Annotated in this window: 32 protein-coding genes and 1 tRNA gene; 28 read left to right on the forward strand and 5 right to left on the reverse strand. The window is 68.8% G+C overall.

Features of this window, described 5'->3' with window-relative positions:
- Positions 1–26: 26 nt before the first annotated feature.
- The 3 genes from A3CU_RS0137390 (at position 27) to A3CU_RS0137400 (ending at position 3,615) form a co-directional block, all read left to right on the forward strand.
- Positions 27–1,148 (forward strand): serpin family protein, encoded by a 1,122-nt coding sequence (locus A3CU_RS0137390; protein ID WP_245617498.1) that lies wholly within the window; start codon positions 27–29, stop codon positions 1,146–1,148.
- A gap of 10 nt (positions 1,149–1,158) precedes the next feature.
- Positions 1,159–2,940 carry a DUF6541 family protein gene (locus tag A3CU_RS0137395; RefSeq protein ID WP_027946554.1) on the forward strand — a complete coding sequence of 594 codons (1,782 nt, stop codon included), beginning with the start codon at positions 1,159–1,161 and terminating at the stop codon, positions 2,938–2,940.
- Between the two features lie 81 nt (positions 2,941–3,021).
- The gene (locus A3CU_RS0137400; protein WP_027946555.1) at positions 3,022–3,615 is read left to right on the forward strand and encodes a carboxymuconolactone decarboxylase family protein; all 594 of its coding nucleotides are present in this window, start codon (positions 3,022–3,024) and stop codon (positions 3,613–3,615) included.
- Here A3CU_RS0137400 and A3CU_RS0137405 read toward each other — a convergent pair.
- Positions 3,578–4,513 carry a sigma-70 family RNA polymerase sigma factor gene (locus tag A3CU_RS0137405; protein WP_027946556.1) on the reverse strand — a complete coding sequence of 312 codons (936 nt, stop codon included), beginning with the start codon at positions 4,511–4,513 and terminating at the stop codon, positions 3,578–3,580. The genes A3CU_RS0137400 and A3CU_RS0137405 overlap by 38 nt on opposite strands.
- Before the next feature lie 43 nt (positions 4,514–4,556).
- Between A3CU_RS0137405 and dnaG the strand changes: the two genes are divergently transcribed.
- From dnaG to A3CU_RS0137420, 3 genes are read left to right on the forward strand one after another with little or no spacing between them, the layout of a single operon-like run.
- Positions 4,557–6,440: a DNA primase gene (gene dnaG / locus A3CU_RS0137410; RefSeq protein ID WP_027946557.1), complete on the forward strand. Its 1,884-nt coding sequence runs from the start codon at positions 4,557–4,559 to the stop codon at positions 6,438–6,440.
- A 40-nt stretch (positions 6,441–6,480) separates the two neighbouring features.
- On the forward strand, positions 6,481–6,993 hold the full coding sequence (locus tag A3CU_RS0137415) for a hypothetical protein (protein WP_027946558.1): 513 nt from the start codon (positions 6,481–6,483) through the stop codon (positions 6,991–6,993).
- A gap of 28 nt (positions 6,994–7,021) precedes the next feature.
- On the forward strand, positions 7,022–7,786 hold the full coding sequence (locus A3CU_RS0137420; RefSeq protein WP_027946559.1) for a trans-aconitate 2-methyltransferase: 765 nt from the start codon (positions 7,022–7,024) through the stop codon (positions 7,784–7,786).
- 3 nt (positions 7,787–7,789) lie between these two features.
- Here the strand turns inward: A3CU_RS0137420 and A3CU_RS0137425 are convergent, their stop codons facing one another.
- Positions 7,790–8,014 (reverse strand): hypothetical protein, encoded by a 225-nt coding sequence (locus A3CU_RS0137425; protein WP_027946560.1) that lies wholly within the window; start codon positions 8,012–8,014, stop codon positions 7,790–7,792.
- A 129-nt stretch (positions 8,015–8,143) separates the two neighbouring features.
- On the opposite strand from A3CU_RS0137425, the gene A3CU_RS0137430 reads away from it, so the two are divergent.
- A tRNA-Asn gene (locus A3CU_RS0137430) sits at positions 8,144–8,216 on the forward strand.
- Between the two features lie 88 nt (positions 8,217–8,304).
- On the opposite strand, the gene A3CU_RS0137435 is transcribed toward A3CU_RS0137430, so the two are convergent.
- The 3 genes from A3CU_RS0137435 to A3CU_RS0137445 all read right to left on the reverse strand — a co-directional run bounded on the left by A3CU_RS0137435 (position 8,305) and on the right by A3CU_RS0137445 (position 10,727).
- A complete protein-coding gene (locus tag A3CU_RS0137435) occupies positions 8,305–9,495 on the reverse strand; it encodes a site-specific integrase (RefSeq protein WP_027946561.1) in 1,191 nt (396 codons plus the stop codon).
- Between the two features lie 20 nt (positions 9,496–9,515).
- Complete coding sequence (locus A3CU_RS53135) at positions 9,516–10,166, reverse strand: hypothetical protein (protein ID WP_156960743.1); 651 nt, start codon at positions 10,164–10,166, stop codon at positions 9,516–9,518.
- Positions 10,167–10,259: 93 nt separating this feature from the next.
- Positions 10,260–10,727: a helix-turn-helix domain-containing protein gene (locus A3CU_RS0137445; RefSeq protein WP_027946563.1), complete on the reverse strand. Its 468-nt coding sequence runs from the start codon at positions 10,725–10,727 to the stop codon at positions 10,260–10,262.
- 188 nt (positions 10,728–10,915) lie between these two features.
- Between A3CU_RS0137445 and A3CU_RS0137450 the strand changes: the two genes are divergently transcribed.
- The 21 genes from A3CU_RS0137450 (at position 10,916) to A3CU_RS0137545 (ending at position 20,094) form a co-directional block, all read left to right on the forward strand.
- Positions 10,916–11,242 (forward strand): helix-turn-helix domain-containing protein, encoded by a 327-nt coding sequence (locus A3CU_RS0137450; protein WP_084144144.1) that lies wholly within the window; start codon positions 10,916–10,918, stop codon positions 11,240–11,242.
- Positions 11,239–11,481 carry a MerR family transcriptional regulator gene (locus A3CU_RS0137455; protein ID WP_027946565.1) on the forward strand — a complete coding sequence of 81 codons (243 nt, stop codon included), beginning with the start codon at positions 11,239–11,241 and terminating at the stop codon, positions 11,479–11,481. Before A3CU_RS0137450 ends, A3CU_RS0137455 begins: the two co-directional genes overlap by 4 nt.
- A 101-nt stretch (positions 11,482–11,582) precedes the next feature.
- The gene (locus tag A3CU_RS0137460) at positions 11,583–11,768 is read left to right on the forward strand and encodes a hypothetical protein (protein WP_027946566.1); all 186 of its coding nucleotides are present in this window, start codon (positions 11,583–11,585) and stop codon (positions 11,766–11,768) included.
- Positions 11,765–12,172, forward strand: coding sequence for a hypothetical protein (locus A3CU_RS0137465; RefSeq protein ID WP_027946567.1), 408 nt, complete (start codon positions 11,765–11,767; stop codon positions 12,170–12,172). The genes A3CU_RS0137460 and A3CU_RS0137465 overlap by 4 nt, the downstream gene beginning before the upstream one ends.
- Positions 12,169–12,621 (forward strand): hypothetical protein, encoded by a 453-nt coding sequence (locus tag A3CU_RS0137470; protein WP_027946568.1) that lies wholly within the window; start codon positions 12,169–12,171, stop codon positions 12,619–12,621. The genes A3CU_RS0137465 and A3CU_RS0137470 overlap by 4 nt, the downstream gene beginning before the upstream one ends.
- A complete protein-coding gene (locus A3CU_RS53140; protein ID WP_156960745.1) occupies positions 12,621–12,761 on the forward strand; it encodes a hypothetical protein in 141 nt (46 codons plus the stop codon). Before A3CU_RS0137470 ends, A3CU_RS53140 begins: the two co-directional genes overlap by 1 nt.
- Positions 12,754–13,311 carry a hypothetical protein gene (locus tag A3CU_RS0137480; RefSeq protein WP_027946569.1) on the forward strand — a complete coding sequence of 186 codons (558 nt, stop codon included), beginning with the start codon at positions 12,754–12,756 and terminating at the stop codon, positions 13,309–13,311. Before A3CU_RS53140 ends, A3CU_RS0137480 begins: the two co-directional genes overlap by 8 nt.
- Positions 13,308–14,021, forward strand: a complete 714-nt coding sequence (locus A3CU_RS50325; protein WP_052372814.1) for a hypothetical protein — start codon at positions 13,308–13,310, stop codon at positions 14,019–14,021. Before A3CU_RS0137480 ends, A3CU_RS50325 begins: the two co-directional genes overlap by 4 nt.
- Entirely contained in the window at positions 14,018–14,395 is a 378-nt protein-coding gene (locus A3CU_RS48565; RefSeq protein WP_052372816.1) for an HNH endonuclease, read from the forward strand. The genes A3CU_RS50325 and A3CU_RS48565 overlap by 4 nt, the downstream gene beginning before the upstream one ends.
- Entirely contained in the window at positions 14,395–15,204 is an 810-nt protein-coding gene (locus tag A3CU_RS0137495) for a hypothetical protein (protein WP_027946570.1), read from the forward strand. The genes A3CU_RS48565 and A3CU_RS0137495 overlap by 1 nt, the downstream gene beginning before the upstream one ends.
- The gene (locus A3CU_RS53145; protein WP_156960746.1) at positions 15,204–15,365 is read left to right on the forward strand and encodes a hypothetical protein; all 162 of its coding nucleotides are present in this window, start codon (positions 15,204–15,206) and stop codon (positions 15,363–15,365) included. Before A3CU_RS0137495 ends, A3CU_RS53145 begins: the two co-directional genes overlap by 1 nt.
- Positions 15,362–15,640: a hypothetical protein gene (locus A3CU_RS48570; protein ID WP_052372818.1), complete on the forward strand. Its 279-nt coding sequence runs from the start codon at positions 15,362–15,364 to the stop codon at positions 15,638–15,640. The genes A3CU_RS53145 and A3CU_RS48570 overlap by 4 nt, the downstream gene beginning before the upstream one ends.
- Positions 15,637–16,287, forward strand: a complete 651-nt coding sequence (locus A3CU_RS0137510) for a coiled-coil domain-containing protein (protein WP_027946571.1) — start codon at positions 15,637–15,639, stop codon at positions 16,285–16,287. The genes A3CU_RS48570 and A3CU_RS0137510 overlap by 4 nt, the downstream gene beginning before the upstream one ends.
- A gap of 130 nt (positions 16,288–16,417) precedes the next feature.
- Positions 16,418–16,666: a hypothetical protein gene (locus tag A3CU_RS0137520; protein WP_027946572.1), complete on the forward strand. Its 249-nt coding sequence runs from the start codon at positions 16,418–16,420 to the stop codon at positions 16,664–16,666.
- Positions 16,663–16,986 (forward strand): hypothetical protein, encoded by a 324-nt coding sequence (locus A3CU_RS0137525; protein ID WP_027946573.1) that lies wholly within the window; start codon positions 16,663–16,665, stop codon positions 16,984–16,986. Before A3CU_RS0137520 ends, A3CU_RS0137525 begins: the two co-directional genes overlap by 4 nt.
- An 81-nt stretch (positions 16,987–17,067) precedes the next feature.
- A complete protein-coding gene (locus A3CU_RS48575) occupies positions 17,068–17,367 on the forward strand; it encodes a hypothetical protein (RefSeq protein ID WP_027944245.1) in 300 nt (99 codons plus the stop codon).
- Positions 17,364–18,122 (forward strand): BRO family protein, encoded by a 759-nt coding sequence (locus tag A3CU_RS0137530; protein ID WP_043843766.1) that lies wholly within the window; start codon positions 17,364–17,366, stop codon positions 18,120–18,122. The genes A3CU_RS48575 and A3CU_RS0137530 overlap by 4 nt, the downstream gene beginning before the upstream one ends.
- Complete coding sequence (locus A3CU_RS48580; protein WP_043843768.1) at positions 18,119–18,865, forward strand: helix-turn-helix domain-containing protein; 747 nt, start codon at positions 18,119–18,121, stop codon at positions 18,863–18,865. Before A3CU_RS0137530 ends, A3CU_RS48580 begins: the two co-directional genes overlap by 4 nt.
- Positions 18,862–19,167, forward strand: coding sequence for a hypothetical protein (locus tag A3CU_RS50330; RefSeq protein WP_052372820.1), 306 nt, complete (start codon positions 18,862–18,864; stop codon positions 19,165–19,167). The genes A3CU_RS48580 and A3CU_RS50330 overlap by 4 nt, the downstream gene beginning before the upstream one ends.
- A gap of 178 nt (positions 19,168–19,345) precedes the next feature.
- Entirely contained in the window at positions 19,346–19,891 is a 546-nt protein-coding gene (locus A3CU_RS0137540) for a hypothetical protein (protein WP_027946575.1), read from the forward strand.
- The gene (locus tag A3CU_RS0137545; protein WP_027944249.1) at positions 19,888–20,094 is read left to right on the forward strand and encodes a hypothetical protein; all 207 of its coding nucleotides are present in this window, start codon (positions 19,888–19,890) and stop codon (positions 20,092–20,094) included. Before A3CU_RS0137540 ends, A3CU_RS0137545 begins: the two co-directional genes overlap by 4 nt.
- Positions 20,095–20,114 lie beyond the last annotated feature (20 nt).

Genomic DNA, 20,114 nt, shown 5'->3' on the forward strand with positions numbered 1-20,114 from the left:
GACGCGGCTGGGGTACCGTCGGGGCGGTGACCAAGCTCAAGTTGCGTGGTCCGGAACGTGACCACCTGAGATTCTGTTTCGCGCTGCACCGGATCGTCGCCGGGGACGGCGGGGATTCGTGCTTCTCGCCCTACTCGGTGGCCAGCGCGCTCGGCCTGACCGCGCAGGCGGCCCGCGGCGAGACCGCCGATGAGCTCGTCCGCCTGCTGACCGGTGGTGATCCGGACATCGCCAAGCAGGCCGAGTTGCTGCGCGTCGCCGCGACCCTGCCGGAGCAGAGCGGCCGGGAAGCGCCGGTGCTGGAAGTGGCCAACACGCTGTGGGCCGCCGAAGAACTGGAACTGGAGCAGGACTTCGTGGGCGAGCTGGCCGCCTGGCCGCGCGGCGAGGTGAAGCCGGCGCCGTTCGCCACCGATCCGGAACGGGCCCGGCGCGTGATCAACGCCGAGGTGGCCGGCACCACCCACGACCTGATTCCCCAGCTGCTCCCGCCCGGGGCCGTGCACCGCGACACGCTCGCCAGCCTGGTCAACGCCCTGTACCTCAAGAGCAGCTGGGTGCATCCCTTCCGGCGAACCGAGGAAGCGGACTTCCACAGCCCGTCGGGAACCCGGCGCGTGCCGATGATGCGCCAGGCCGAGCTGCACGGCTACGCCGCGGCGAATGGCTGGCAGCTCGTCGAACTCGGTGCCGTCGGCCGGGTGTCGGCGATCATCCTGCTGCCCGATCAGAGCCTGGTCGAGCAGGAGTCCTCTTTGGATGAGAGTGCCTTCGCGAACCTGCTGTCGCGCAAGGCGACCCGGCAGGTCCAGCTGTCGATGCCGAAGTTCCGGGTGGACACCCGGTCCACGCTGGGGGAGCTGCTGCCGGCGCTGGGCGTGCGCACGATGTTCGACCGGGACGCGGCGGACTTCACCCGGCTCACTCCCGTCCGGCCGGTCTGGGTCGACAACGTCGTGCACCAGGCCGTGCTGAGACTCGACGAAGAGGGACTGGAGGGGGCGGCGGCCACCGCGGTGACCATGCGTACCTTGTCGATGATCACGGCCGAGCCGGTCGAGGTCGTCGTGGACCGTCCTTTCCTGCTCCTCGTGCGGCACGCGGAAGCCGGTGTGGTCTACTTCTTCGCCCGCGTTGTCGAACCTTGAGGTAGCGAGAGTGACCGCGTTGCTGGAGGCGCCCGAGACGGTGCTGCGGCCCGAACTGAAGCCGCGGCGCTGGAACCGCGCCGACGCCGTCGTGATGCTGTGCTACGCACTGGCCGCGTTCGGGATCTACGCCGGCCTGTGGCTGCACCTTGGCGACGGCTATCTCTACAACAGCGCCCAGGACCAGAACATGTGGGAGTGGTTCTTCGACGTCACCGCCCACTCGGTCTGGCACTGGGAGAACCCGCTCAACTCGGACCTGCAGAACTACCCGCTCGGGGTCAACCTCATGGCGAACACCGCCATGTTCGGCCTCGGGATCCCGCTGTCGCCGATCACCATGCTGTTCGGACCGACGGTGACCTGGGCGATCACGCTCACCGGCGGCCTTGCCGGCACCGCGGCCGCGTGGTACTGGGTGTTCTCGCGCCATCTCGTCACCTCGCGGGTCGCCGCCGCGATCGCCGGAGCGTTCTGCGGCTTCGCGCCCCCGATGATCTCGCACGGCAACGCGCACCCGAACTTCGTCGGGCTGTTCGTGATCCCGTTCATCGTGCTGCGGCTGATCCGCCTGGCCCAGGGGCAGCGGCCGGTCCGAGACGGTGTCATCCTCGGCCTGCTGGTCGCGTATCAGGTGTTCCTCGGCGAGGAACCGCTCCTGATTTCGATGCTCGCGTTCGCGGTGTTCGCGATCGCCTACGCCGCTTCCCGACCGCGCCAGGTGCCGCCCATGGTGCGCCCGATGGCCATCGGGCTGGCGATCGCCGGGGTGATCGCGGTGGCCATCACCGCCTATCCGCTGTGGGTCCAGTTCTTCGGCGACCAGAGCTACCAGACGCTCGAACACGGCATGGTCGGCAACGACACCGCGGCCTTCACCCGGTTCGCCACCGAGTCCGTGGCGGGCCAGGCCGAGCCCGCGGCGGACGTTTCGCTGAACCGCACCGAGGAGAACGCGTTCTTCGGCTGGCCGCTGATCGTGCTCATGGTGGCGTTGACCATCTGGCTGTGGCGCATGGCGTTCGCCCGCGCGATCGCCATTTCGATGTTCGTCATGGCCTGGCTCTCACTCGGCGTCTACCTGGTCGTCGACCATTACGACACCGGCATTCCCGGCCCGTGGAAGCTGCTGGCGAACCTGCCGCTGTTCGATTCCCTGCTCGAGTCTCGACTGGCAATGGGCTGCATCCCGGCGATCGGTGCCCTGCTGGCGATCGCCACCGATCACGTCTTCCGCACCGCGGGGTCGTTGAACGCGCGCGAACTGCCGCTGCGCGGGGTGTGGATCGGCGTGCTCGTCGCGATCCTGTTGCCCATCGCGCCGACGCCGCTGGAAACCATTTCCCGCCCGCCCACGCCGCAGTTCTTCACCGACGGCACCTGGAAGCAGTACGTCACCACGGGCTCCGTGGTCGCGGTGCCGTTGCCCAACAGCGGGGACGCACGCGCCCTGCGCTGGCAGTCCGAAGCGGACCTCGGCTTTCCCATCGCCGACGGCTACTTCGTCGGCCCCATGGGTCCCAACGACAAGCACGGCCGTTACGGTGCACCCAACCGGCCGACCGCGGATCTGCTCAACACGGTGCGGGAAAAGGGAGAAGTGCCGGAGATCTCCGACGGGCAGCGCGAACAAGCCCTGGACGACCTGCGGTACTGGCACGCGGACGTGATCGTCCTGGCGCCGCAGGACAACCAGGACGCGCTGCAGTCCACCGTGGAGTCGTTGCTGCACAAGCCCGCGCAGTACGTGGACGGCGTCTGGCTGTGGGACGTGCACGCGCTGACGTCCTGACTGTCACCCACGCCACTGTCACAACTTTGGGCGCGACTTCGTCCTCCTCGTGAACCGACCACGAATCCTCGAGGAGGAGCGATGCCCCGTCTGCCTCAAGTGCCCCTGGAGAAGGCTGGAATCCTGGGCAAGTTCGCCTACCGCTACGCCCGCAAGCGCTACGGCGCGGTGCCGGAACCCTTCGCCGTGGCCGCCCACCATCCGGGCGTGTTCCGGGCGAGCGCCGTGCACGAGTTGTTGGTGGAGAAGGGGTCCCGGGTCCTGCCGCACAACGTGCGGGAAATCGCCGTGTACCGGGTCGCGGTGCGCCTGGGCTGCTCGTGGTGTGTGGACTTCGGCACGATGCTGCAGAAGCACCAGGGTCTCGACATCGACCGCCTCAAGCACATCGACGACTACGCCACTTCGCCGGTGTTCACCCGCCAGGAACGCCTGGCGCTGGCCTACGCGGATGCGATGACCTCGTCCCCGGTGACCGTCACCGACGAGCAGGTCGCGGAGCTGGAAGGCGAATTCGGCGCGGCCGGCGTCGTCGAACTCACCTACCAGATCGCGGTGGAGAACAGCCGCTCGCGGATGTACAGCGCCCTGGGCATCGTCGACCAGGGCTTCACCTCCGGGGACGCGTGCCGGGTGCCTATGCCGACGACGCAAACCCACGAAAAGCCGGCTTGAGCTTGTCCGGGTTGGCCACGTCGTAGATGGCCTCGATGCGGCCGTCCCGGATGGCGAACGTGCCGACGTGCTCGTCCAGCTTCTGGTACCCGTCGACTTGCAGCGATGGCAGGTGGAAGCCGAGGTCCCCGTTGACCAGCACCGCGCGTCCGGTGCCCAGCGCACCCGGCGGGTACATCCGCACGAGCCCGGAGAAGAACCGCAGGATCTTCTCGGCGCCGACGATGATCCGCCGGGCGTTCCTGGCCTTGCCGTCGCTGTCGCCGATGAACACCATGTCCGGGTGCAGGACCTCGGCGACCGCGCGAACGTCCCCGGCCAGGACGGCGGACATGAACCGGTCGAGCACCTCCTGCTGCTCGGCCATGCTGAGGCGGGGTGGGGGCTGCGCGTCGCCAAGCGCGCGGCGTCCCCGTGAGGCATGCTGGCGTGCCGCGTCGACCGAAACGCCGAGGATCTCGGCGATTTCGTTGTAGGGCACGGAGAAGGCGTCGTGCAGCACGAACGCGACGCGCTGTTCGGGCGTCAGCTTGTCGAGCACGATCAGGGCGGCCATCCGCGCGCCCTCGTCGCGGACCGCGATGTCCAACGGGTCCTCGCCCGGTGCGCCCACCGGCGTGATGACCGGTTCCGGCAGCCACGGGCCGACGTATCGCTCGCGACGGAGGGCCGCGGACTGGAGGCGGTCCAGACAGATCCGTCCCACCACCGTGGTCAGCCACCCGGTGAGGTCGCGGATTCCGGCGCGCTGCTCCTCGGTCAGCCCGGCCAGTCGCAGCCACGACTCCTGCACGGCGTCCTCGGCATCGGACACGCTCGACGTCAGCCGGTACGCCACGGAGGTCAGCCGTGGGCGCAACATCTCGAACTCGCCGACCAGCGTGTTTGCACTGCACATGGCCTTGACGATAGATGACCTGGTGTGGACGTAGAGTAGACGCGTGGCAGGTCGTATCCGGGACAGTGACATCGCGGAGGTACGCCAGCGCAACCGGATCGACGAGGTCGTGGGCGAGTACGTCGCCCTGCGCAACGCCGGCGGGGGAGCGCTCAAGGGGTTGTGCCCGTTTCACGACGAGAAGACCCCGTCGTTCAACGTACGGCCGACCCACGGCACTTTCCACTGCTTCGGCTGCGGTGAGGGTGGCGACGTCATCAAGTTCCTGATGAAGATCGACCACCTGGGGTTCGTGGAAGCCGTCGAACGGCTGGCCGACCGGGTCGGCTTCCGGCTGACCTACGAGGGTGGCGGCGGCAGCGTGCAGCGCGACCGCGGCACCCGCACCCGGATGGTCGAGGCGCACAAGGCCGCCGCCGAGTTCTACGCCCGGCAACTGGGCACGCCGGAGGCCCAGCGTGCGCGGGAATTCCTGGCCGAGCGCGGCTTCGACGAGGCCGCGGCACGCGCGTTCGGTTGCGGCTTCGCCCCGGCCGGCTGGGACAAGCTGGCCAAGCACCTGCTCGGCAACGGGTTCGAGCTGCCCGAGCTGCTCAAGGCACAGCTGGTCAAGGAGGGCCGGCAGGGCCCGATCGACCGGTTCCACCGGCGGCTGGTGTGGCCGATCAAGGATCTCTCCGGTGACGTGGTCGGTTTCGGGGCCCGGCGGCTGTTCGACGACGACCAGATCCAGGCCAAGTACCTCAACACGAGCGAAAGCCCGATCTACAAGAAGTCGCAGGTGCTGTTCGGGCTCGACCTGGCCAAGCGGGAGATCGCCCGGCGGCATCAGGTGGTGGTCGTCGAGGGCTACACCGACGTCATGGCCATGCACGCTTCCGGCGTGCCCACGGCGGTCGCATCGTCAGGCACGGCCTTCGGCGAGGAGCACATGAAGGTGCTGCGCCGCCTGCTGATGGACGACGACACGTTCCGCGGCGAGGTGATCTTCACCTTCGATGGGGACGAGGCCGGGCAGAAGGCCGCGCTCAAGGCGTTCGAGGGTGACCAGACCTTCGCCGGGCAGACCTACATCGCGGTCGCGCCGGAGGGCATGGACCCGTGTGAGCTGCGGCAGGCGAAGGGCGAGGCCGCGGTGCGCGATCTGGTCGCCCGGCGCATCCCGCTGTTCGAGTTCGCGATCCGGAGCATCCTCCGGCAGTACGACCTGGACTCGGTCGACGGCCAGGTGGCCGCGTTGCAGCGCACGGTGCCGCTGGTCGCGCAGATCAAGGACCGCGCCAAGCGGGACGGGTACGCCACCAAGCTGTCCTGGTGGGTCGGGTGGCAGGACGAGGCGATGGTGGTGCGCCGGGTGCGGGAGAGCGCGGGCGCGGCGGTGCCCGCGAAGGTGCGCCGGCCGGCCCAGCCGTCGAACGGGGCGGGGCCGGACATCGCGCGGCCGTCGCCGAAGGACCCGCAGTTGATGGCGCAACGCGAGGTGCTCAAGGCGGTGCTGCAGGAGCCGGCCCTGACCGGGCTGGAGTACGACGCGCTGCCCGAGGAGGCGTTCACGCACCCGGCCTACGTCGCCGTGCACCGGGCCATCCTCAAGGCGGGTGGGACGAGCGGCGGGCTGTCCGGTCCGGCGCTCATCGACGCCGCGAGCCCGCACGCGCCGCAGGGGACGGTGCGGATGCTGCTGTCGGAACTGGCCGTGGAACCCTTGCGCGCCAAGGGAGAGGTCGATGTTTCCTACATTGGAAGCATGCTCGCCGCGGTGCAGGAGAACCTCGTCGGGCGGCAGATCGCGGAGATCAAGTCGAAGCTGCAGCGGCTGTCCCCGGTGGAGGCCCCCGACGACTACAAGGCGCTGTTCGGTGACCTCGTGGCGCTGGAGGAGTACCGGAAGGCGTTACGGGAACAGGCGATCGGCGGGATGGACTAGGCACGATCGCGGTCGCGCGGAAATTCGCGGAGGAGATGCGATGAGCTGGCTGCGGCGGCTGATGGGCGACCAGCTGCCGGACGACTTCCCCGGGACCTTTGATGAGGGCGAGAACGCTCTGGCCGCGGCGGCCGTGGCTGGTGGGGGGCACCTCGTGGTGACGGAGCTGGGGTTGTGGCTGCCGGAGGGGCGGCGCGTCGGGTGGCATCTGATCAGCAAGGCGACGTGGGCCGACCGCACGCTGACCGTGATCGAGTCGGAGGAACTGGGCGCGGCCGGCAGCGCGGTGTTGCTGACGGACCGGAAGCCGATGCGGTTCGACCTGCCGCGGCCGGGGAAGGTGCCGTGGATGGTGCACCAGCGGGTGGACTCCTCGATCCGCGCCCGGCACCGGCAGGAGGTGTCCGGGGGCGGGGTGTGGTTCGTGCAGCGCAAGGTCCCTGGGCAGGACGGTGTGCTGCTGCAGGCGCGGGCCGATCCGGGCGTGGACCCGGCGGTGGCGGCCGCGATCGCCCGCGAGGCCGCCGAACGGCTGGCGCAGCCCGAGCCCTAGCAGTACGATCGTACTGTTTGGAGGCGTGATGTGGGATCCAGCCAAGTACCTCGACTACGCAGATCTGCGGGCCCGGCCGTTCTACGACCTGGTGACGCGGATCGACGCGACCGCGCCCCGGCGCGTGGTCGACCTGGGTTGCGGGCCCGGGAACCTCACGGCGAGCCTGGCCAAACGCTGGCCCGGGGCGACCCTCGAAGCCGGCGACAGCTCCCCCGAGATGGTCGAAGCCGCGCGGGCGGCCGGGATCGACGCGCAACTGCTCGATGTGCACGACTGGATGCCCTCGGTCGACACGGACGTCGTGGTCACCAACGCGGTGTTGCAGTGGGTGCCCGGGCACCGGGACCTGTTGCGGCGCTGGGCCGGTCAGCTCCCTTCGGGGGCGTGGCTGGCGATGCAGGTGCCGGGCAACCTGGGCGCGCCGTCACACGCCGTCGTGCGAGAGCTGGCCGCGACCCCGAAATGGGCGGCCGAGCTTGCCGGGACCACCATCCGCGACGAGAACGCCGTCGACGACCCGCAAGGCTACGCGGACCTGCTCACCGATGCCGGATGCGTCGTGGACGCCTGGGAGACGACGTACGTGCAACGGTTGACGGGGCCGGATGCCGTGCTGGAATGGATCAGCGGCACGGCCCTGCGACCCATCAAGGCGGCGCTGTCCGAGGAGAGCTGGCAGGCGTTCCGGGCGGACCTGTCACCGCTGCTCGACCAGGCATACCCGCCGCGTCCGGACGGCACCACCTGGTTCCCCTTCCGTCGCGTCTTCACCGTCGCGCGAGTGCTCTGAAGCTCAGGACGCAGGTCCCGCGCCCCGGTGCCCGTGGTGCCGGCGCGCGGACGACCTCCGCCCGCCCGTCTTCTCGCTGACCTTGGCCCGCACCACACCCGCCGCGCCCTGCACCGCGGGATGATCGACAACCTTGTGGTAGGTGCGCACGATCTGCTCGTACCGCGCCCGCCCGGCCCGCGTCCCGAGCACATACCCGGCCAGTGCGCCCAGCAGGAAGGACTTCATCGCCACGCCTCCTCACCCTCCGCGCCCCGGTAACTCATTGTCCCCGGGCCTGGGGGTGCCTGCAGGGGACGATCAGACATGCGCTAAAGTTGCCCTACGTCAGCCCGGAGCGATCCGGGCACGCAGCGTTCCCCTGTAGCTCAATTGGCAGAGCATTCGGCTGTTAACCGAAGGGTTGTTGGTTCGAGTCCAACCGGGGGAGCTTCACCCCAGGCCAGATGCCTGGGGCTCTTTCATTTCCGGGCCCGTGATGATCGATATCACGGAAACTGCACGTTTTCATTTGCTAATCACCCTTCCCCTTCGGCGTTGCCGAAGATCATTTCTAGGACTTCTGCGGTGGCCTGATTGGCCACTCGCTTGCGTCGGTAGTGGCGCTCGACCACTTGCGGACTGTTGCCGAGCTGGTCTGCGATCGCAGTCGTCGGTAGACCGGCCTCGTCGAGCACGGTGGCCACGGTCTTGCGCCACACGTGACTGGTGACCCACTCGAATCCACACGCGTCGAATGCCTCGCGCATCCGGCCGCCGACGTTCGACGGGTCCGACCACTGGTCATTCCATGATGGGAAGATCGGACCGCCGGGTGCTGCGGCGACCTTGCGCCGGCGCCACATTGGTACGGACCAATTTGGTACGGCCAGCAGTAGCCCGTTGCCGTTGCCTTTCCGGTACGCCAAGCGCTGCAATCCGGCGCCGGTCTCGCGCACGAGGTGATGGCCGATCAGCACCGTGGGCGCGTTCGGGTCTATCTCGCTGTCGGCGAGCGCGAGCAGCTCACCGAGCCGCACGCCAGTGGCCAGCATCGCGTCCATGATGTCCGGCAGGTCGAGCCATACTCGTGCGCGCCGGCCGAGGCGACGGCCCTTAGCGTCGCTCTGCTTCGCCTCGCCGAGCTCGACCAGTTTGGCGCGTAACTCGATGCGCTGGTCGAGCGTGAGCGCCTGGATCTCCTTCGCGGTGCCGCGCTCGAGGCGCTCGGTGGACTTCACCGGATTGACCTCCATCGCCCCGTAGCGCACCGCATAGGCGCAGCAGAGCGAGAGCGCCGCCCGCAGACTCTTGGCCGTGTCGTAGGACTTGTCGCGCCCGCGTTGGATCAGCTCGTTGCAGCCCCACGCGCGGACCTCGCGCGCCTGGAGCTCGCCGAGCGCTGGCTTGATCCAGTTGTTGACATAGCCGCGGTACAAGCGGGGCGTGCTCGGCGACTTACCGGCGAGCCGGTAGGCGCGCGCGAGATCATCCATGCATCGTTCACAGATCACCGCGAACCGGGTAGACGGCGTGATCTCGCCGGAGGTTATCTCGTTGGCCAGCTCGGTTAGCCGTACCTTCAGGTTGTTAGTTGCCTTCGTCTTGCTGGCGCCGCGACGGCGCACCTGCTTGGAGCGGCCGTTCTTCATTCTGAACCGCGCGTGTGCTTCCCACACGGCTGGTTCCTCGGAGATCTGCTTGACGTGTATCTCGCCCCAGGTGCCCACGGGCGTCGGTGGTCTGGGCATCACGGTCTCCGCAGGAGGCACAGGTCGAGCAGCGGGTCCAGGTCCACTCGGATGCCGCAGTCGAGGCCGGCCGGGTCGGGGGGCGTGGACGAGCTCGGCGGCGGTGTGGTCGTCGGGCTGCCCGGCATCGAGCTGCCCGGCATCGTGGGGCCCGATGTCGAGGGGCCTGGTGTCGAGGCCGGTGGTGTCCAGCTGGACGAGCCGCGCGTTTGCCGCGCCAGCCGGTCGGCGGTGGGTATCTTCTTCATGCCTGGCTCCTGATTCGGCGTCGTGGTGGGCACCGTGGGGATAGCGGGCGATGGGCTGCTGCCGGTCATTCCTGGCGGTGGGATGGTCGGCAGCGCCATATCGGGCGGTGTCGTTTTGTCGCTCGGGATGAACAGCAGCCCGACGATGATCGTCGCGCTGGCGGCCAGTCCAGCAGCAGATACCGAGCGGAGGCGATCGCGCAGCAGCCACGCCGCCGTGCCGACGAGCGGAACAGCGGAGAGAAGTCCCCAGCGTCGCATCGCCCTCGCCCGGGCCGAGCCCGGTGGTAGTTCACCTCCGGCGTCGGTCGGCTTCTCTTCGAGGTCCTTGATCCGTTGCCGGATGCTCGCGAGTAGCCGTTCAGCGCTGCTCGGGTGAGTGTTTTCGTTAGGCGTGGACATTCATTCTCGCGGTGGGTAGGCAATAGTCCACTTAACGTAATCCCCATTACACCTACTCGTGTGAACAGCGATTGCAAGATCGTTACTTATCGTTTACCCGACGTTGCGCCTTTCGGGTGAGGAAATTTCCCCCGATAGCACCGCGTCGATCTCGCGGATCTGTCGGCGGACGTCTTCCTCGCGCTCGCGCCAGCGGCGCTGCTCCTCCACCACGATCTCCATGACGCCCTCCAACTGCCGGTAGCGCATCAGCAGCTCGTCGCGGCTCGGGCGTGCTGGCTCGGCGGGTTCGGGTGCGGGTTCGCTGTCTGTGAAGATCGATTCGTCGCCGGTTTCGAGGTACTCGGCGACGACATATTCTCCCCAGCCCAGGCCGTCTTCGATGGCGGCGAAGACTTTGTCGCCGATGCGCTCGTCGCCGATCTCGGCTCTCGCCACGCTGTTCTCGCTGATCCCGATGGCGTCGGCGAACGCCTTCTGGCTCCGGTAGCCGGCGCGTACGCGTGCACGCTTGATCCGCCGGCCCAGGGCCTTGCGTCGTTCGTCAGCCGCGTTCGCCATGGGCAAAGAGTATGCCAGGAAAAGACAAGAGCGCGTACGGCTAGCTGGGTGTTTGTTGGTTCGATCCAGGACTCGTTGCGCCATGTCAAGGACAGTACAGAGGCTGAAACCATCTGGCAAGGATTTTGCCAGAAATAGCCAGGAATTGATGTTTGACAAGTCTTGCTAAGTCTGGCAATGTCCTTGCCATGTCAGTCCCCATGAACCGAGACCTCTTCAAGCAGGAGCGGGACAAGCAGGACCTGTCGAACGAGGCGCTGGCCCAGCTCGCCGGGATCAAGCCCTCCTACCTCGACAACCTGATCTGCGGATCCGATCAGCCCTCACTCCGCCTGCTGCACCGCTTCGAGCGAGTCCTCGGACTGCCCGAAAACGCTCTCCGCGCCACGACGACCGAGCAGGACCCCGAGCCACGCAAGCAGTCCACGCAGCCGAAGCGCGAGACTCTCGCGCCGCCCCAGCGGGAGAAAGACACCAAGGGCCCGAGGCGCGTGCAGGACAAGGCCGTCGCATGAACGCCGAACTCGCCGCGGCCCTTGCCGGTCTTGTCGAGCAGCTCCGCACCGAGCAGGTGCGTGGCTACCGCATCGAGACCGTGGCCGGCCTGCTCGACATCTCCGAGCGCGCGGTCGACCAGCTCGTCCGCGACGAAAAGCTCGGCTACGTCTGGGCCGGGAAACGCCGGGTCGTGCCGCACACGGAACTGCAGCGCTTCCTCGCCTCCGGCGTGCTCGACGCCAAGGCCGTCGCCTGATCTCCCGGCCGCCGGGGGCGGCCGGGTCCCACAACAGAAAGCGCCCGCCCCGTGCTGCGAACACGGAGCGGGCCGACCACCGAGCAACGAAGGAGAAACCGGTGGCCAGGAAGAAGGCTAGCAAGCCGAAGCGGACGGCGGTTCGGCTCGACCAGGCGCACGGCTTCGGCCGGGTGCAGCGGATCGACCCGCGCGTGTTGGAGCGCCAGCACCGCGAGGACAGCCCGGAGTGGGCACAGCCCGACGACGGGGACGACGAGCAGGGGGAAGGGGTGATGGCGGCGTGAGCGCGCGGACGGTGGACGAGCACCTGGCTGGCCTGCTGGCCGATGCGGGAATCACGGTCGAGCCGGGCAGCGGCGGGAAGCATCGCCTCGACGAGCACCGTGCCGCGCATGCGTCGGCCGCCGAACTGCTGGACCTGGCCGACCAGCTCACCCAGTTCGGCGCCGACGTGCGTCTGGTCGAAGCCAACCCCCCGGGGCCGTGCACCTGGTGCGACGTGGACCCGGCGCGCCTGGCCGACGTGACCGTGTACGGCGACCCGGCCCCGACCGACCCGACCGAGCCGCTCACCGTGGCCGAGACCTGCCGCGTGTGCGCGCCGCGCGCCGCCCGCCAGGCGCTCGTCGAGCAGTCACCCACCTCTGGAAAACCCATCGTCGTCGAGATCGGAGTTACCCCGCGATGACCACCACCGAGACCCCGCTGCACATTCGCCAGGCTGAGGGACTTGAGCGCATGGCCGCCATGCTGCGAGAGCACCCGGAGCTGGCCGAGCGCTTCCGGTACCTGAGCTTCTCGCAGCACTGCTTCGGCGAGGACGCGGAAGCGCTCGGCCTGTTCGCGCGCGTCGCCGCCGCATACGCCGACAACGGCACGGTCGAGAAGCGCTACAGCGACAAGTTCGCGGTCGTCGAGGCGCGGTTCGGCGCCGTGAGCATCCACCTGCAGACCGACCGCGAGCAGGTGTGCGAACGCGTGCAGGTCGGCACCGAGACCGTAACCCGGAAGGAGCGGGACCCGGAAGCGGTCGAGAAGGCGCTCGCCGAGATCCCCGAGACCGAGGTTACCGAAGAGGTCCCGGTCTACGAGTGGCAGTGCAAGCCGCTTCTGGCGTCCAGTGTGGACGGTTCGTGATGGCGACCCGTACGGACTCCGGTTGGCCGGATGACATGTGCGACCTGCGCGCCGCGGAGACCGCGGCGGCCGGGCAGCAGAGCAGGAAGGCCGCCCAGGGCGGCGAGGACAACCAAGACCCCGAGGACGAGTGTGAGTGACAACCTGACCGTGAAGGTGGCCGCGTACAAGCTGCTCGCGGACCACATCAAAGGGCTTTATGACCTGGCGCGCGCGGAGATCGCGGCCCGGATGGAGCGCGGCGATCGGTTGACGGCGGTTACCGCGGACGGTGTGAAGATCGGCGCGGTGTCCAAAAAGGACCCGAAGCCGTTGGCGCTGGTCGTGGACGCGGCCGCGCTGCGCGAGTGGATCGCCGAGTACTACCCGGAGCGCCTGATCGAAGACCTCGTCTTCGTCGAAGGCGCGGACGAGGAGATCAAGGAAGTCCTGCTCGTGCACGCGCCGCACCTGGTGCGGCAGGTGCGCAAGGCCGACCCCGACATCGTCCGCGCGATCCTCACCGAGTCCAGCAAGCGTGGGTTCGTGGTCGGGCCCGGCGGCGAGGCCGAGGTCCCCGGTGTCGAGGTCCAGGCCCGCGAGGGTGTGGTGGCGTGCCTGCCCACCGACGACGCGATGCCCGCGGTGGTACAGATGCTCGACAGGGGCGAGATCGACCTGTTCGACGTGCTCCCCGGCGGCGACTCGTGACGCCGGAATTGCTGGCCAAGCTGGCCGCGCCGTTCCCCGACGACGCGGTCGGCTCCCGGCCGGAGATCACCTGCCAGCCATGCAAGGTGGGCGGCTGCACCGCGCACAAGTGGGCCGAGTGCGTCGAGTGTGGCCGGACGCTGACGACCGCGCACGTCCACCTCGACTACGTCGGCCACGCCTACGTGCGCGAGCGGCTCAACAGCGTCGACCCGGACTGGGCGTGGGAACCGATGGCGCTCACCCCGGAAGGCTTGCCGTTGCTGCAGGACGGATGTCTGTGGATCCGGCTCACTGTCGGTGGCAAGACCGTGCTCGGTGTGGGCGACGCGCCTGGCAAACGCGGCGGCGTGTTCTGGAAAGAGCTGATCGGCGACGCGATCCGTAACGCCGCAATGACCATGGGCGTGGCGTTGGACATGTGGAAGCGCGAACCGGTAGCCGCCGACCCGGTCGAGCCGGAACCCGGGCAGGACGGCCAGGCGCAGCCTGAGCCCGCACCCGGCGACGAACCCGCGCAGGTCGATGTGCCGGACGAGCCTGCCGAGCTGCGCGAGCGCATCCGGGACATCACGAAACGGCGCGGCCGCACCGCCGCGCAGACCGCGGCCGACTTCACCAAGTGGTCCAAGGGACGGCAGCTGTTGCGCGCGAACACTGCGCTGCTGGCCGAGTACCTCGACCACCTCCGGCAGGACGGCAAACGGTGAAGGCGCAGCAGATCCCGCGCAAGGTGCGGGACATCGTCCGCGAGCGTTCCGGCGGCGTGTGCGAGAAATGCGGAATCCAGCCGGCGGCTGAGATCCATCACCGGTGTGGCCGTCAGATGGGCGGTTCGCGCGAGCCGTGGATCAACCAGCCCAGCAACTTGCTGCACCTGTGCAGCGGGTGCCACGGCGAGGTCACCAACACCCGCGGTGCCCGCGCCTACATCGAGACGTGCGGGTGGCTGGTGCGCCGTGGCCAGACCCTGCCGGCCGACGTGCCGGTCGTGCTCTGGCACGGCCTGGTGCTGCTTGACGACCACGGCGGATTCCGCACTCCCGAACTCAGCGACCACCTCACCGAAGGAGCAGTCTCCTGATGGGACTCGACGTTTACCTCTACAGCAAGGGCGAGCAGGCCTACAGCGACGCGCACGAGAAGGCGTGGGAAGACTGGTGGGAAACCGCTAAGGATCTTGACGATGAGGCGCGCAAGGTCTCGCGCGAGGCGGCAAACCTCCCGCCGTCGCCCGGCCTGCCGTCGGCCCCCTCGGAGAAGTATCCCGAGCACCTGTTCGACCGGCGCTACCTGCGTTCCTCCTACAACGGCAGCGGGTTCAACCACGCGGTTCCGGACATGATCGGCTCGAATGGGGCCGGCGACTACCCGCACCAGCGCGGATCGCTCTACTGGATCTTCGAGCCGGTCCGCGGTGATTCCGACGAGTACGAGTTCGAGCTGACCGAGGGCAGCATCCCCGCGCTGGAGACCGCGAAGGCCCGCGCGCTGGAGATCGCCGACGAGCTGCGCAAGTGTGACCCGCTCGGCGTCATGTCCGAGTCACCGCTATTCGGGGCGGCTGAGCATATGTGGAGGGAGCTGCCCACCGAGAGCGAGGTGCTCGACTGGTATCGGTCCGAAAAGGACCGGAACGCCAACCGGAACACCGCGTGGGGCGAGTCGTACAGCACCGCGAAGGGGCTCGTTTTCGGGCTCACCGAGGGACTTGAAGTGCTGGCCGTCACGCTCGGACGCGACAGTCTCGGCAGGCCGTCGGCGATCCTGGTCTACCGGTCGCAGGCGCGCGATTCCTACGTCCAGTCCGCGGAGATCACTGCAGAGTTCTGCGACGAAGCGATCTCGCTCATTCGCCGCGACGGCGCCGCGTTCATCCACTGGAGTTCGTGATGGCCGTCCGTATCACCGATACCCCGCAGCAGTCCCGCACCCGCCGTACCGGCCCTGGTCTCGTCCTGCTCGGCGCCTGGTTCGCACTGTTCCTGATCGGCGCGGCGATCGGCGCCGCGCTGTACGCGTCGTCGATGGTCCCGCCGGCGGTGCTGCCATGACCACGCTGAACCTCGCACCGCGGCACGCCCAATGCCGCTCCTGCCGAGCGTCGATTGTGTGGGCCGTCTCGGCGAAGACCGGCAACCAGATGCCGGTCGACTACAACCCGAACCCGGCCAAGGGCAACGTCTTGCTGCAGCTCGACCGCGGGCAGCTCGTCGCCGCGGTGCTCACCGACCGGCAGCTGGCCGGCGCCCGCGCCGCCGGTACCGACCTGCGCACCGAGCATCACGCCACCTGCCCGGACGCGGACATGTACCGGAGGCAGCGATGACAAAGGCGATCGACAGCAATCAGCCGGACGTCGAGCTGTTGTTGCGGCGCGTAGACGAGAAGCTCGCGCGCCGCGCCGGGGACGACCCACTACCCGCCGAGACGATCACGGCGTTCGCCGACGCAGTACGGCCGCTGCTCGGCACATCGACAGGTGGCGACCTGGCGGCGGCCGAGCTGGAGCACAAGGACAGCGTGATCGCGGAGCTGCGCCGAATCGTTGACGGTCACGCCCGAAGCTGCGACCGGCTCAAGGCCGACCAGCAGCGCGCGGCCAGCGAGAACCGACGACTGGCCGAGCAGCTGGAAGCAGCACGCGGCGAGGTCGCCAGCAAGCAGGCGCTTATCGAGCGCTACCTCAAGGCCGTCGATGAGGAGCGCGCCGATCTGAACGGCCGGATCGCCGCGCTGCAGAAAGCGCTCGAGGAACGGTCCTCTTCGGACGGCGAACGGCACCAGCACTTTTACCCGGCCGACCAGCCGGGCGCAGTCCCCGGTCCGTGCGCGTGCGGCCACCCCTACCCGCGCGCCCACATCCGCGACCGGAGCGGCGACGTCCCGCTCGAGGTGCCCGACGCCTGGGCGCAGATCTTCGGCCAGCTGCGTGACCAGCTGGCCGACTGGGAACCGGAACGGAGGCGCCAGTGACCGCCGAGGACATCACCGAGCAGGCCATCACCGCCGCGGTCGAGCGCCACGGCCCGGGCCTGATCGCGCTCGCCGCGCTGCTCGGCCTGCCCCTGCCGACACCATCCGACTACTGACCAAGGAGACACACATGCCCGAGCAGGACATCACCGAGCGGCTTGTCGACGGCGGGATGCGCGCCATCGACGAGACCGGATTCTCGACCACGCTCGAGGAGCGCCGCGCCTACGCGCAGGCCGTTGCCGTGAGCGTCCTCGAAACCATCGCCGAGGAGATCGACGACGCCGACGAGGAGGGCTCCGACTGGCCCGACGGCGATGACCTCCGGCTGCTCGCCAGCGAGATCCGGGGTGCCGAGCCGAAGGCGAGCCGCGCATGAGCGCCAGCCTGTCCGGCACCCTGCCCGGCGACGACCGCAACGGACTCGACCAGCTCGCACGCGCGTTCGTCGGCGACCCAGAGGGACGCCACGTCATCATCGCCCTGGTCGACTGCACCAAGATCACGACCAAGGTCGACACCGGCGAAGCCATCCCCACCCTGCGCGTCCGCGCCATCGAAGGCTTTCTCGGCACCAGCGCGGACGGCAAAGAGGTCCGGCGCCTGTGGCGGCGCGCCTACGAACGCCGCACCGGCCAGGTCGAACTACCGCTGGAAGTCGAACGCGAACTCGAGTTCCTCGGCCGCGACGACGCATAACCCACACGCTGCCGGGCCGCCCCGAGATGCCCCGACCACCGCGGGGCGGCCCGGTGTCCACACCACGAAAGGAGGTGCGCTGTGCGCCGCAAGCTCAAATTGCCACGCGAGGCAACGAGCACGGGCTGCCAGCTCACCGCCTCGCCCGCCCCGTCCGGCTTGCGCTCACCACGATGGCGCTGGGAAGCCGCGTGCGCTGGCGAACTGCCCGCCGAAGCGCTGTCCACACGCGACCGCGAAGACCTCGTGTGGCACCTGCACGAACTCGGCTGGACCGATGTGCAGATCGCCGAACACACCCGCATGAGCACCTACACCGCCGCGAGGATCCGCGACTGCCTCGGACTCGCGCCACACCAACCGAAAGAGGCCGCAGCATGACCGACCTGATCCCGTTCGAGTACTCGGGGCGGCAGGTCCGCACCACCACCCGGGACGGCGAACCGTGGTTCGTCGCCGCGGACGTGTGTGCGGTGCTCGGCATCCGCGACACCTACGACGCCACCCGCGGACTCGACGACGACGAAAAGGGTACGGAGACTATCCGGACCCCTGGCGGCCCGCAGGCCGTGACCATCGTGTCCGAGCCCGGCCTGTACTCGCTGATCCTGCGCAGCCGCAAACCCGAAGCCAAGCCGTTCAAACGCTGGGTTACGCACGAGGTGCTGCCCGCGCTGCGAAAGACCGGCCGCTACTCGGTGACCCAGCTCGGCCGGCGCGAGCTGGCGCAGATGGTGATCGAGGCCGAAGACCGCGCAGCACTCGCCGAGCAGCAAGTGAAAGCGCTGGAACCGGCGGCACACGCGTGGGACACGCTGGCCGGCGAAGAGGTCGGCGACTATTCGCTGCGCGACGCCGCGCAGATCCTCAATCGCGACCCCGCGATCGCGACCGGGCAGAACCGGCTCATGAAGACCTTGCACGACCTCGGATGGGTCGACCGGAAGGGCAAGCCGTACCAGCGGGAGATCGACGCCGGACGGTTGGCGTGCCGGATGCTGCCCTACGAGCACCCGCACACGAAGGAACCGCAGCTCGGCAGTCAGGTCCGCGTGACTCCGAAGGGCTTGCGGGAGCTGCATAAGCGTCTCGGGGGTGAGCGGCCGCTGCAGCTCACGCTCGGCGGCGCCCGATGAGCGACGAGTTCGACCTGTTCAGCTGGGAGCGCCTCGTCATGGCCTCCCAGCTGCCTGCCACGACCAAGTTGGTTGCGTTCGTGCTGCGCACCCACGCCGACCCGGACGGCACCCGCGTCAAGCCCGGCCTGCCCCGGCTCGCCGTGCTCACGGGATTGTCGTACGAGACCGTCAAGCGGGCCCGGCAGGAACTCGTCCGCGCCGGCCTGCTCGCGCTGCACAAGCGCGGCAACCGCCGCCGCGGCCACGGCGACGAGTACCGGCTGATCATCGCCGAGGACCTGCTGGAGCGCCTGCAATGGCGGACGCCGAGCGAGATCGACGCCGCCGCTGCGGAGATCTCCACCCGCCGCGCGGAGGCCGAGCAGACGCGGCGCGCGAAGAAACATCAGGGGTCAGCCGATAGCCCTGAAACCACGGATCAGGGGTCGGAATCGAGCCCTGAAAACCCCGATCAGGGGCCAGAAACCGGCCCTGAAAACAACGATCAGGGCTCACCACAGACCAGTGAAACCGCGATTAGGGGTCACCAGAGACCCACATCAGGGCTCGCCAGTGACCCCCTACCAGACCAGGTGACCACTCCACCAAACCGACCAGCACCTACTCACCTCCCAACGCAACCATCGACCGCGCGCGAGAAATGCCGACACGGAATCCCCATCGGCGCCAGAGGAGACGGAACCCTCGCCTGCGCCTTCTGCCGCCGAGAAGCCAAACAGTCCATTGTGGAGGCATCGTGATCAACCCGGATCGCCCCTGTCAGCACGAGAACTTCGCCGCTGTGGTCGCAGTCAACCGGCTCACTGTGATCGACGACGGCCCGGTCGAGGCCTTCGCCGCGGATATCCGGGTCAACTGCGCGGACTGCGGCGAGCCCTTCCGCTGGATCGGCGCACCAGCCGGCGTGTTCGGCGACCGGCCTGGCGTGAGCATCGACGAAACCGAGCTGCGCGCCCCACTCCGCCCGGCGTCGTCGGATCCGGACTTCGGACTCGGCATCCCCGGAGTCGCCATCCAGCTCGTCAACCCGGAGGCACCGTGACCGCCTGCCCCAGCGGCAAAACCCGCTACCGCAGCGCCCAGCGCGCCGCACGGGTCCTGAGCCGCATCTGGTCCAGCCCCAAACCCGGCCGCCGCCTCGAACGACGCGCCTACCACTGCCCTGACTGCTTCGGCTGGCACCTGACGAGCAAGCCCCAACGACCCGAACGGGAGGATTCATGACCGTCCAACTCGACCTCTTCGGCACCGTGCTCGCGGCCGAGCGGCAGCACCACGTCGACGTGCTCACCTGCCTACGGGACGCCATGCCCGACGCGCTGCAGATCATCGTCGAGCTCCGGCGCTGGCAGCGGGAGGACACCCACGCCCCGCACGCCAACGGCGACTGGGCGTACTGCGTGTCGCACGCCGGCCTCCGCTACGAAGCCGCGAGCGAGTGGTGGGCCGGTGCCCGCGAGCGCGGCGAAACCTGGGGCTGGAGCCGCACCCCCGCCAACCTGATCACCTGGGACGAACTCGCGGCGCTCGTCGGCGACGACCCGCGCCGCGCCGAGATCACCGCGTGGGTCGAGACCCTTCCGGAGCCACGCTGGCGAAAGCTCATGCGCCCGCACGAGCTGTGGCCGCAACCCAAAGGCTGGCACATCGGCTACTTCTGCCGCGACCACGTGGACACGCACTGGACCGGGCGCCGGCGCGCCTGGCGGCTCGTGCTTGACCTGCTCACCGACGCCATCGAAACCGCGACCCGGGAGACATCGTGACTGTCCACGAACGCGACTGCGCACCCTGCGATGCCGCCCGGCAGGCCGTCGCTGAGCTTCGCACCCAGTTCGACCCGCTGGACAACTGGGACGAGGTCGAGGTGCAGGGCAAAACCACCACCGAGTTCGCCACCGAACTCATCGCCAGCGCGCTGCACCGCTTCCCGCTCGACGCTCGGCCGAGACCGGGAGCCACGCGGTGACCGGGTGGCGGTCGCGCGCC

The sequence above is a fragment of the Amycolatopsis taiwanensis DSM 45107 genome, assembly GCF_000519205.1.
GTDB lineage: Bacteria > Actinomycetota > Actinomycetes > Mycobacteriales > Pseudonocardiaceae > Amycolatopsis_E > Amycolatopsis_E taiwanensis.

Coding starts and splice junctions, on each gene's coding strand:
- A3CU_RS0137510 (WP_027946571.1), top strand. CDS start 15,637: ATGACAAAGGCGATCGACAGCAATCAGCCGGACGTCGAGCTGTTGTTG.
- A3CU_RS0137400 (WP_027946555.1), top strand. CDS start 3,022: ATGCCCCGTCTGCCTCAAGTGCCCCTGGAGAAGGCTGGAATCCTGGGC.
- A3CU_RS48570 (WP_052372818.1), top strand. CDS start 15,362: ATGACCACGCTGAACCTCGCACCGCGGCACGCCCAATGCCGCTCCTGC.
- A3CU_RS0137415 (WP_027946558.1), top strand. CDS start 6,481: ATGAGCTGGCTGCGGCGGCTGATGGGCGACCAGCTGCCGGACGACTTC.
- A3CU_RS0137450 (WP_084144144.1), top strand. CDS start 10,916: ATGTCAGTCCCCATGAACCGAGACCTCTTCAAGCAGGAGCGGGACAAG.
- A3CU_RS0137445 (WP_027946563.1), bottom strand. CDS start 10,727: ATGGCGAACGCGGCTGACGAACGACGCAAGGCCCTGGGCCGGCGGATC.
- A3CU_RS53140 (WP_156960745.1), top strand. CDS start 12,621: ATGGCGACCCGTACGGACTCCGGTTGGCCGGATGACATGTGCGACCTG.
- A3CU_RS53135 (WP_156960743.1), bottom strand. CDS start 10,166: ATGTCCACGCCTAACGAAAACACTCACCCGAGCAGCGCTGAACGGCTA.
- A3CU_RS0137425 (WP_027946560.1), bottom strand. CDS start 8,014: ATGAAGTCCTTCCTGCTGGGCGCACTGGCCGGGTATGTGCTCGGGACG.
- A3CU_RS0137530 (WP_043843766.1), top strand. CDS start 17,364: ATGACCGACCTGATCCCGTTCGAGTACTCGGGGCGGCAGGTCCGCACC.
- A3CU_RS0137495 (WP_027946570.1), top strand. CDS start 14,395: ATGGGACTCGACGTTTACCTCTACAGCAAGGGCGAGCAGGCCTACAGC.
- A3CU_RS0137455 (WP_027946565.1), top strand. CDS start 11,239: ATGAACGCCGAACTCGCCGCGGCCCTTGCCGGTCTTGTCGAGCAGCTC.
- A3CU_RS0137420 (WP_027946559.1), top strand. CDS start 7,022: ATGTGGGATCCAGCCAAGTACCTCGACTACGCAGATCTGCGGGCCCGG.
- A3CU_RS48580 (WP_043843768.1), top strand. CDS start 18,119: ATGAGCGACGAGTTCGACCTGTTCAGCTGGGAGCGCCTCGTCATGGCC.
- A3CU_RS0137520 (WP_027946572.1), top strand. CDS start 16,418: ATGCCCGAGCAGGACATCACCGAGCGGCTTGTCGACGGCGGGATGCGC.
- A3CU_RS0137405 (WP_027946556.1), bottom strand. CDS start 4,513: ATGTGCAGTGCAAACACGCTGGTCGGCGAGTTCGAGATGTTGCGCCCA.
- A3CU_RS0137525 (WP_027946573.1), top strand. CDS start 16,663: ATGAGCGCCAGCCTGTCCGGCACCCTGCCCGGCGACGACCGCAACGGA.
- A3CU_RS0137540 (WP_027946575.1), top strand. CDS start 19,346: ATGACCGTCCAACTCGACCTCTTCGGCACCGTGCTCGCGGCCGAGCGG.
- A3CU_RS53145 (WP_156960746.1), top strand. CDS start 15,204: ATGGCCGTCCGTATCACCGATACCCCGCAGCAGTCCCGCACCCGCCGT.
- A3CU_RS0137470 (WP_027946568.1), top strand. CDS start 12,169: ATGACCACCACCGAGACCCCGCTGCACATTCGCCAGGCTGAGGGACTT.